General features: G+C 63.4%; 6 protein-coding genes and 1 rRNA gene. 2 read left to right on the top strand and 5 right to left on the bottom strand.

Going from position 1 to position 9,923, the window contains the following annotated elements; genetic code table 11:
• Window positions 1–4 precede the first annotated feature (4 nt).
• Window positions 5–116: ribosomal RNA gene (gene rrf, locus H145_RS0117255) — 5S ribosomal RNA — on the top strand.
• 177 nt (window positions 117–293) lie between these two features.
• On the opposite strand, the gene H145_RS0117250 is transcribed toward rrf, so the two are convergent.
• From H145_RS0117250 to H145_RS0117230, 5 genes are all read right to left on the bottom strand, one after another.
• Window positions 294–1,574 carry a M16 family metallopeptidase gene (locus tag H145_RS0117250; protein WP_083937835.1) on the bottom strand — a complete coding sequence of 427 codons (1,281 nt, stop codon included), beginning with the start codon at window positions 1,572–1,574 and terminating at the stop codon, window positions 294–296.
• Between the two features lie 144 nt (window positions 1,575–1,718).
• Window positions 1,719–2,912: a type IX secretion system outer membrane channel protein PorV gene (porV, locus tag H145_RS0117245; protein ID WP_019949412.1), complete on the bottom strand. Its 1,194-nt coding sequence runs from the start codon at window positions 2,910–2,912 to the stop codon at window positions 1,719–1,721.
• 53 nt (window positions 2,913–2,965) lie between these two features.
• Window positions 2,966–6,898: a type IX secretion system sortase PorU gene (gene porU / locus H145_RS0117240; protein WP_019949411.1), complete on the bottom strand. Its 3,933-nt coding sequence runs from the start codon at window positions 6,896–6,898 to the stop codon at window positions 2,966–2,968.
• A gap of 182 nt (window positions 6,899–7,080) precedes the next feature.
• Complete coding sequence (gene pssA / locus H145_RS0117235; RefSeq protein ID WP_019949410.1) at window positions 7,081–7,785, bottom strand: CDP-diacylglycerol--serine O-phosphatidyltransferase; 705 nt, start codon at window positions 7,783–7,785, stop codon at window positions 7,081–7,083.
• Window positions 7,786–7,941: 156 nt separating this feature from the next.
• Window positions 7,942–8,577 (bottom strand): MBL fold metallo-hydrolase, encoded by a 636-nt coding sequence (locus H145_RS0117230; RefSeq protein ID WP_019949409.1) that lies wholly within the window; start codon window positions 8,575–8,577, stop codon window positions 7,942–7,944.
• A 208-nt stretch (window positions 8,578–8,785) separates the two neighbouring features.
• On the opposite strand from H145_RS0117230, the gene H145_RS0117225 reads away from it, so the two are divergent.
• Complete coding sequence (locus H145_RS0117225; RefSeq protein WP_019949408.1) at window positions 8,786–9,877, top strand: NAD(P)/FAD-dependent oxidoreductase; 1,092 nt, start codon at window positions 8,786–8,788, stop codon at window positions 9,875–9,877.
• Window positions 9,878–9,923: the final 46 nt, after the last annotated feature.

Below are 9,923 nucleotides of genomic sequence, written 5' to 3'. Positions count from 1 at the left end.
TGATAATGGTGGCTTTAGCCCGGGTGTTCACCTCTTCCCATTCCGAACAGAGTCGTTAAGCCCCGGAGCGCCTATGGTACTGCCTTCACCGGTGGGAGAGTCGGTCGCCGCCAACCTTATCAAGCCTGCTGCCCCGCAGCGTCCAGTGCCTTACGGCCCGGGATGCGCGGGGCAGTTCGCGTTTATAGCCCTGCCAGTCCTGCCGTAGCAGTGATGCTGGGTTAGGCGTAAAGTAGAACGGCCCGTTTCCTCACGCGAGGGAACGGGCCGTTTGGCGTTAGTGGAAACCAGAGCTACTGCTTGGGGCCGGATACCACCTCAACCATACTTTCAGGCGACAAGTATTCTTGCGCTAACTCCTGCAACGTGGCGGCGTCGGTGGCTTGTACCTGCGCTACGAAATCGGAGTAGTAGCTGGTGGGGAGGTGATAGAATATGAGGTTCTTGTACTTGTCGCACTGTTCGAATACGGTGCTGAGCTCGTTGGCGAACTTGCCGCTTATGTAGTTCTTCACCGTTTGCAACTCCGTCAAGGGTACGGGCTCCTGCTGCAGGCGGCGCAGTTCCCGCTGTACTTCCTCGATGGCAGCGGGCGCGTTGGCCGCATTTACATCGGAGCCAATTACGAAGCTGGTGGCATGCTCGCGGGGCTGCACGCTGGCGTAGATGCCGTAGGTGAAGCCTTTGTCTTCGCGAATGTTCTTCATCAGGCGCGAGCCGAAGTAGCCACCCAGCACCTTCACCAATACCTGCAGCGCGTGGGTTTTAGGGTGATTCAGTGCGGGCCACAGGCGGCCGATGCGCAGTGAGGCCTGCAGGCTGCCATCGACGGTCACGTAGTCGCGCGGAGCCAGCACAGCAGGAGCGGGGGTAGTAGCCGGTGGCCGCACATCGCCTCCGGCAGGAGTTCCTAGGCCTTCGGTCAGCAGCGCGATGTGCTCATCGGTGGCGTCGCCGCACAGGAAGATTTCCGCTTCGGCGAAGTTATAGCGCTGCTGGAAAAAGTGGCGAACCTGTTCGGAGGTGATATCCTGGAAAACGGTTTCGTCGAACTTGACGCCGTAGGGGTAGCCGGGGCCGAACAGGTGGCGCGAGAAGCTTTCGGAGGCGAGGTAGCTTGTTTTCTGCCGCTCTACGCGCACATTCTGGATCGTGCGTGTCTTCACCAGCGCCAACTCGGTTTCGGGGAAGGTGGGTTCTGTCAGCACGTCCTGCACTAAAGGCAGTAATTGTGGCAGGTGGCGGCTCAGGCAGTAGAGCGTGAGCGTAGCCCGGTCGAAGCCCTGCTCGCAATCCAGCGAGGCGCCGAAGAAGGCTACCTCATCGGCAATCTGGCGGGCGGTGCGGGTGCGGGTACCTTCGAGCAGTAGCCGGGCCGCCAGCAGCGACACGCCCGCCGAGGGGTCGTACCACTTGCCGGCCTTAAAAACCACCTGCAGGCGTATTACGGGCTGGGCATCGTTGCGCAGCACGTGCAGGCGGGCACCGTTAGGAAGGGGGAAAACTTCAGCTGCGGGCAGCGTTACGCGGGCCAGTGGCTGAACAGGAGGGGCAATAGTGCGGTCGAGTATCAAGTTAAGTTACTTAGGTGGGGTACAAAGCTAACATTCCGAGCAAAGCGGAAAACCTGGATAGAATGCCTAACCAAATTACTTGGTGGCATTCGGCCAGATTCCTCGCTTTGCTCGGAATGTTAGCTTTACAAAGAAATAAAATGGCTAGTTGACGGGGCTATCGGCTGGGCCAAATGCTTCGCTGAGCTCGTTGAAGTTAAAGTGCAGCGACACGCGCAATGTTTCGGCAAGGGGGTTAGCCTTCGAGTTCGGCACCAGATAGGTACCATCGACCCCAAAAACCTGGTAACGCACGCCGGCACCGAAGCTCAGGTACTGCCGGTTGCCCTTGGTGGGATTCTCGTAGAAGTAGCCCGCCCGCACCATCAGCAGGTCGTTGTAGGCGTATTCCAGGCCGGCCGAAAGGTTAATTTCCTTGAGCTCCTCGCTGAAGCCGCCCGGCGCATCACTGAACGAGCTGGTAATGCCCTTCACAATGCCGTAGGCGCGCCGCTTGTCGTTTTCGGCCTGTACTGCTTGATTGTTGGGTGCGGCCCCATCTTCGTAGTAAGGGGAAGGCACCAGCAGCTTGTTGGCGTCGAATGCGAAGGTGAGTTTGTTGAAAGGATCAAGTTCCTTGGTGATGGCCGTACCCAGCTTCAGGTTGGTGGGCAGGAAATCGGGCTTATCACCGCCTCTGGTGTAGGCGATTTTGTTGCCGATATTGGAAATGGCTCCCCCAAAAGCCAGATTGTAATCACCGGCCCCGATGGTAAGGTCGGTGGTGTAGTAGGCACCCAGATCCACGGCCACGGCGTTGCCGGGAATCGCATCGCCGCCAGTGCCCCCCGTGAGGTTGGAGCGAATGTAGCGAGCGTTGATGCCCACGCCGAAATTGTCGCTCAACTTCTGGCCATACCCTATCGTCACCGCATACTCCTTTGGGTTGAAGCCACCATTTGAATTACCAAGAAAGTCGCGGTACTCAATTTCGCCCAAATCAAAATACATCAGGTTGGCCGATAGCGTGCTTCGGTCGCTGAGCTTGGTGGTGCCGCTCAGGTAGCCCAGGCCCATATCATTGGTGATGGTGGCCAGCCAAGGCGTGTACGAAAGTGATGCGCTGTGCTGATAACGCACGAAGCCCAGCTTGCCGGGGTTGTGATAACCGGCATTGGCGTCGGGGCTGATGGCTACGCCAGCCTCTCCTAATGCTCCGGAGCGCGAATCGGGGCTGATGGTGAGGATGGGCACGGCCGTGGTGATGGTATGCTGGTCCTGGGCATGCGCGGTGGCGGCGGCCAGACTCAACAGCCCGGGCAACAATACCGAACGCAGGGACAAGTGGGGCAGGATCATAGGGGAGAGAGAAAGTGCGAAGTCGAAAAGTAGCGAAAAGCCGCGAAGGCAAGTTAGTTGAGCAGCACCAGCTTCTCGTATTTGGAAGCCGTGGAAATATCGGTGCCGTTGGCCGCGCGGGTGCGCACGGTTACGCGGTACACGTACACGCCGCGGGCCAGCTGGTCGTGGTACTCGTCGCGGCCGTCCCAGCTCAGGGCCGCCACGTGCGAGCCGCTGCCCAGGGCCGTGCCCTGCAGCGTGCGCACCAGCCGGCCGGCCACCGAGAAAATCTGCACCTGAATATCCAGGTCCTGGCCGCTGCGGTTGTGGTCGAAGTGGAAGGTAGTGCTCTGCGCAAACGGGTTGGGGTAGTTGAGCACGTGCTGCAACGCCAGCTTGTCGGTGGCGGCGGCAATGAATTCGAGGCGCTGCTCCGAGGAATTATTCCAGGTGTCCCAGGCCTTGAGGCGCAGCTCGTGGGGGCCGGGCGTGAGGTCCTTGAGTTCGTAGCGCACCCGGCCTACCTGAAAGCTGTCGGTTTTGGCCGTGTACGACGAGTTGAGCACGAGCACCTTGCTGGCGTCGCCGTCGAGCGTGAGCGTGAGGTCGTGGCCGATGCCGGTGCCGGCCGTGTTGATGCCGCTGGCGTCGCGCAGCACGGCCAGCAGCGTGGGGCTGAGGCCTGTCAGGCCGCCGGCCACAAACTGCTCGCTATCCATAAACAGCCGGATGCGGGGCGGAATCGTGTCGCGCGAGGTTAGCGGGGCCACGTCGCCGATGGGCAGCAGGCGCTGGCCCTGGGCGTCGGTGCGGTTGGTGGGGTCGGCAGCGTAGAGGCTGATTTTGCCCAGGCCCACGCTGTAGTTGATGTCTTTGGGCACCACGAACTGCAGGCTGAACTTGCCGCCCTGCACGCTGGCCGGGCCGTCGTACAGGATGTTTTCGCGCAGCTGAATGGCCTGCGGCGTGTCCTGGTTGCCGAGCGTTTTCACGGTGGCCTGCTTCTCGAACACCTGCACGTTGGCCGTGCCCGCAAATGTCTGGCTCAGCTGCCCGTTCTGCCGCACTTCGCCCTTCAGCGTTACCTGCTGCAGGGCCTTGAGCGTGTCGGGCATGGTGGCCGTTACCGGCTTGCCATTGATTTCGGTCAGGGCTACCTCCTGCTCGGGGTAGGCCAGGCGCATCGAAGGGTCGCCGAGCAGGGCGTAGTTGCGGTTGTTGTCGCCGATGACGGCAATGTTTTTGGCCGTACGGCAAATGTCGCCGATGCGGGGCATGGTGCCGTCGGGCCGGCGCTGAAACAAATCCTTGAAAAACTCGACGGCCAGCGACTGGTTGCGGTCGGCGTACACTACGCGGGTGGTGGTGAGCAGGCCGATGGCGCCGCCCTTCACATCAATCAGGGCCTGCTCGCCGGCCGAGGTAAGGGCCGGGTCGTCGTAGGTGCTGAAGTCGCAGGTACCAGTGAACATGAACGTGGGCCGGGTGTCGTTCTTCAGGTTGTCGATGGAGCTTTTGGTGACAATCTGCTCATCAGCCAAACCCGTGGTGCCGCCGTGGCCGATGTAGTTGATCAGCAGCGAGCCCTGCTCAAAGGCCTCATCAATGGCTTTTTCGGCGGCCGGCGACCGTTCGCCGGCGGCCAGCTGCAGCTGCGGAAACAGGTCGAGGTAGAGCTTGTACACGTTGTAGCCGCGGGCGGCGCTCAGCGTATCGAGCGGGTTGGCCAGCTGCTCGCTGTAGTACACAAACAGGTTGTTGTCGCCGTCGTCGGACACGAACGTGAGGCGGTTGCGCCACTTGCCGTAGCCGGCGGGGCTGTCGTAGTCAATCAGCTTCTGCACCACGCGGGCGGCCTGTTCGGGGGTGCTCACCGGCAGGCGGCCCACCGCCACATCGAGCAGCTCGTTGCTGGTACCCGGCAGCCAGGCGCCCTCCGAGTCATCGAGCAGGCCGTAATAGTCGTCGGATGAATAGGTGATGCCCTGGCCATTGATGCGGTTGCCCATCACCAGATCGAAGCTTTCCTCCGACTCGTACACCGGCACGAAGTTCTGGTTGGTCTGGTTGGCGTTGGCCGGCTGGCGCTGAGCCCACCACTCGGGCAGCTTGCTGGCGTCGTTGGCGGGGTCGGCCTTGTAGTCGTAGGAGGCGTCGCCGAACAGCAGCAGGTACTGGCGGCGGCCGCTGGTGTTGCGGTCGTACACCATCTTCATCAGGTCGCGCAGGGCCGTTACGTCCTGGCCGCCCGAGCCGAACTCGTTGTACACCTGCCGCACGTTCACTACCTGCACGTTTAGGCCGTCGTGGCTGGCGCGGTGGGCGGCCAGCTTATTGGCTTCCTGCAGAAAACGCGGGTGGGCCACAATCACCAGCTCCAGCTTGCCATCGAGGTTGAGGGCGTGCAGGTTCTGGTTGGGCACTTTGCCGAAGCTGCGGGGCGCCGGAAAAGCAGCCCCCGTGAAGGCCACAAACTCGCGCACAGTGTCGGTGCGGGCCAGGAAGCTGCCCCCGGGCGCCGCCACCGCGGCCGGGCGGCGCGGGTTGCTCACGTCCCAGATGGTAGCGCCGGCCGCGTTGCCCACTTCAAACTGACTAACGGCGCCGGGCTGGATGTTTTCGAGGCTGCGGAACTGCAGCAGGCCCCCGCTCAGGCGCAGCTGGCGGCGGGCATTCACTTCCAGATAATCGAGGTAACCCACTGAGCTGGGTTCCGACCCGCCGTCGTAGCTGAGCGTGATTTTAAGCTCGGTGGGCGAGGTGGCCGGCACCGGGTACTGCAGAATGCTGCGGTTGGTGTTGGCGGCCTCGGCAAAGCAGTAGCCGCCGCCGGTGCAGCTGTAGCCCGGCACCACCTGGGGGGGCAGCGGCTGCCCGTTGGCGCTGGGCTTAAATAGGGTAGGCACCGCCGATGAGGCCACCACGGCCGAAGTAATCTGGGCCGTGGAGCCCGGCACCAGATCGGCCACCGGCAGCGTGAAGGTTTGCTCGGTGGCGTTGCTGCCCGCAAAGGCCTCGCCCACCCAGGTACGGCCCGATTTGCGCAGGTTCAGCAGGTCGCGCTCGTAGAACTGCCGGTCGGTGAAGGTGCTGATGCGGGCGCCGGGTGCGCCGCTCACGGCCGGGGCCGGCGCCACGCGGCGGCCGGCGGTGGGGCCCACCGTCAGGAAGTAGTAGGCCGTATCGGTGTAGGGGTTGAGCTGGTGGCGGAAGCGGGTGGTCAGGCCCTCGCGGCTCCAAGTGTGCGGGCCGCGGGCGTAGAACAGGAAGTACTCGTCGTTGTCGAAGGTGGCGTTGCCGTTGCCCACGAACTGGATGTCGTTTTCCACCAAATCGTCGGGGCGGTAGGCGCTGTTGGGCTGGGGCAGCGTGCCCATGGCGTTGCCAAACAGCCGCAGCCGGCTGGGGTCAAAGTTGTCGAGACCGATAGCTTTAAGCGTGTACTTATCGAGCTTGAAAATGCCGCTCGTGGACACGCCAATCTTAAACCACTCGCCTTGGCTGAGCACCGAGCTGCGGGCGTAGCTGCGCGTGGCTTCGGGGCGGGTGCTGGCGGTGCTATACGTGTAGCCGAAACTCACGAGGCGCTCGGCTTGGCCGGTTTGGGGGTTGCGGCGCAGCGGCTGCAGGCGCAGCAGCGTAACGGGCTGACGGGCCTCGGTGCCGCTTACCAGCTGCACCAGCGGCGAGGGTGGCAAGGAAGCTACGTCGAGCTGGCCGGCCTGGGCGGGCAGCAGCGGCTCGTACTGGGTTTCGCTCAGCTGACCCGCGGCCACGGTGCCGGCCAGCCGCACCAGCAGCGTGCCCACCTGCTCCTCAGGCCCGAAAGCGGCACCCCGGAAGCCGGGTACCATCCGTTTCTGGCCCTTCAAACCCACCGGCACGGTGCCCGTCCAGGTAATGCGGCTCCGGTAAGTCTGCTCGCCCGTTTGGGCCCGGGCCCGCGGGGCCGCAGCTCCCAGCAACAGGAGCGTGGTTAGCAGCCAGAACGTAGAATACCGCATACGCACAACGCAAAAAGCCGGGAAAAGAAACTACGAGCGCCAACAGGACCGCCGGCAATACAGTTCAGCCCAAAAGATAACACCGCGCGCCGCTAATTATTGCGCCCGCCTCCGCCCATCAGCAACAAATTCAGCTGTCTGCTAAACGAAACTGCCGCCGCCCCGGATTGCCGGCGGCCGAATCAGGCGGCAGTTGCGGGGGCCTTGGCCGGGCTGAACACCGACAGCAGCACGTAGAGCAGCACAATCAGCGGCACGGCCACCTCGCGCAGCACTGCCAGCAGCGCCAGGCTCAGCAACATAAAGGTGAGGCGCAGCTTGTTGTCCTGCCAGCGCATGGTTTTGAATTTGAGGGCGAACAGCGGCAGCTCGGCCACCAGCAGCCCCGACAGCAGCGCCGTGAGGCCCAGCAGCAACCAGGGGCTGAGAATGAAAGGGGCGAGGGCCAGGTGGTCGTTTTCCAGAATGAGCGGGAGCGAGGCCACCACCAGCGTGCAGGCCGGCGTGGGCAGCCCGATAAACGAGTCGGACTGGCGGGTGTCGTTGTTGAACTTGGCCAGCCGCAGCGCCGAAAACACCGTCAGCACAAAGCCCGCGTAGGGCAGCCAGTCGGGCAGGTCGGTGCCGGCCTGGGTGAGCAGCGCAAACAGCAGCGCCCCCGGCACCACCCCAAACGACACCATATCGGCCAGCGAATCCAGGTCTTTGCCAATCGGCGACGACACGTGCAGGGCCCGGGCCAGCAGCCCGTCGAAGAAGTCGAACAGCGCCGCCAGGGCCACGAAATAGGCGGCCAGCACGAGGTTGCCGGCAAAGGCGGCGCAGAGCGCCAGGCAGCCCGAAAACAGGTTCAGGCAGGTAACGGCGTTGGGAAGATGCTTTTTCAAGGGGCTTGGGGACTTGGGGACTTGGGGACTGGGTTAACCGCCTGTCATCCTGAGCGGAGCGAAGGACCTATACAGAAGCCAATCAATGGATATACCCTCTGTATAGGTCCTTCGCTCTGCTCAGGATGACAGGCAGGCAACTCAGTCTCCAAGCCCCTACTTCAGAAACGGGTTGTGGCGGCGCTCCTCCCCGATGGTGGTGGCGGGGCCGTGGCCGGGGTACACCACTGTGTCGTCGGGCAGGGGCAGCAGCTGGCTTTTGATGCTGGCAATGAGCGTGGCGTGGTCGCCGCCGGGCAAATCGGTGCGGCCGATGCTGTTCTGAAACAGCACGTCGCCGCCGATAACCGTACTGGTGGGGGCGTGGTAAAGCACTACGTGGCCGGGCGCGTGGCCGGGCACGAAGCGCACTTCCAGCTCGGTGTTGCCGAAACGCACCGTTTCGCCGGGCCGCAGGTGGCCGGTGGGCTCGGCCGGCTGGTAGCGCGGGAAACCGTAGTTGGCAGCGTAGCTCGGCACGGCCCGCAGCACCGGCAAATCCTCCTCGTGCAGCAGGTAGGGGACTTTATAGGTGTCGATGACGAACTGGTTGCCCAGCACATGGTCGATGTGGGCGTGGGTATTCACCAGCAGCACCACGCGCAGCTTATGCTCCTCAATATACTGGCGCAGCGCCTGCTGCTCGGCCGGCTCGTAGCAGCCGGGGTCTACAAGTATGGCTTCGCCGGTTTCGTCGGAGAGCAGGTAAGTGTTTTCGGCAAACGGGTTGAAAGTGAAGCCGGCAACGGTCATGGCAAAGGGAGTACAGGTTTGAAAGGGCAAGTTAGGGGAATTTGGGGTCCGAAGGAACGGGGAACTGAACCTGTACAGAACGTCATTCAGAGCGGAGCGAAGAATTCCGCGTGCTGGCCTGAGACGACAACTCGCCTGTGGCGTCGAGCGAGATTCTTCGCTCCGCTCTGAATGACGTTCCTTTGTTTACCAGTTCCACAATTTTTCAATGCGACACGTTGACTACCTGATTATCGGCTACGGCATTGCCGGGGCCACGCTGGCGGCCGAGCTGCGCGGCCGCAACCGCACGGTGCTCGTGCTCGATACGCCCCAGCCCGACTCGGCCTCGCGGGTGGCGGCGGGCCTGATGAACCCGGTGGCCGGCAAGCGCTTCGCCCTGGCCTGGCGCGCCGACGAGCTGCTGACGGCCGCCACCCAGTTCTACCGCGCCCAGGAGCAGCGGCTGGGCCGGCCGTTTTTCCGGGCCCTGCCCATTGCCAAGTTTTTCAACTCGGTGCAGGAGCAGAACGCGCTGCTGGCCCGCAGCGCCGATCGGCCCTGGCAGGATTTTATCGACGACGACACGGCCGGCGAGCTGCCGCCGCTGCCGGGCGTGCGCCCCGAGTTTGGCGGGCTGCTGGTGCGGCGCGGTGGCTTCGTGCTGGTCGAGGAGCTGCTCACGGCCCTCACGGCCGAAGGGCTGGCAGCGGGCTGGCTGCAGCACGAAACTTTTGACTGGACCGCGCTTGTTGCCGAGCCGGCCGGCGGCGGCTTCCGCTACGCGGACCGGGTGCAGGCCCGGCACGTAATCAGCTGCGAGGGCGCCGCCACCATCCAAAATCCCTACTTCAGCTGGCTGCCCCTCACCCCCAACCAGGGCGAGGTGCTGTCGGTGGGGTGCGCTGGCCTGCCCACCGATACGGTGCTCAACAAGGGCGCCTACGTGGTGCCGCTGGGCGAAAACCGGCTGCGGGTGGGCGCCACCTACCGCTGGCCGCCCTTCGCGGCGGGCATTACGGCCGAGGCCCGCACGGAGCTCAGCCAGCGCCTCGCCGAGCTGACCGACCAGCCCTTCCGGGTGCTCGACCAGCGGGCCGGGGTGCGGCCGGCCGTGCGCGACCGGAAGCCGCTGCTGGGTACGCACCCCGAAAGGCCGGGGCTGCACGTGTTCAACGGCATGGGTTCGAAGGGCGTCATGTTCGCGCCCCGGCTGGCCCAGGTGATGGCCGATTGGCTGGAAAATGACGTTGAGCCCTGGCCCGAAGTCAATATCCGGCGGTATCTTTCGTTGTATGCGGCCGGCCCGGCCGCGAAGTAGCCGGATTTAGCTAATTTGTTTTCGTGAAGAAGAAACAGGATAAGAA

Origin of the sequence: Hymenobacter aerophilus DSM 13606 (assembly GCF_000382225.1) — a bacterium.
Taxonomy (GTDB): domain Bacteria; phylum Bacteroidota; class Bacteroidia; order Cytophagales; family Hymenobacteraceae; genus Hymenobacter; species Hymenobacter aerophilus.
Note: the sequence above shows the minus strand (reverse complement) of the source record. Positions and strands in the feature narration are given on the sequence as shown.

Excerpts from the sequence above, each read along its gene's own strand:
- porV (WP_019949412.1), bottom strand. The coding sequence starts at position 2,912 with ATGATCCTGCCCCACTTGTCCCTGCGTTCGGTATTGTTGCCCGGGCTG.
- H145_RS0117225 (WP_019949408.1), top strand. The coding sequence starts at position 8,786 with ATGCGACACGTTGACTACCTGATTATCGGCTACGGCATTGCCGGGGCC.
- H145_RS0117230 (WP_019949409.1), bottom strand. The coding sequence starts at position 8,577 with ATGACCGTTGCCGGCTTCACTTTCAACCCGTTTGCCGAAAACACTTAC.
- porU (WP_019949411.1), bottom strand. The coding sequence starts at position 6,898 with ATGCGGTATTCTACGTTCTGGCTGCTAACCACGCTCCTGTTGCTGGGA.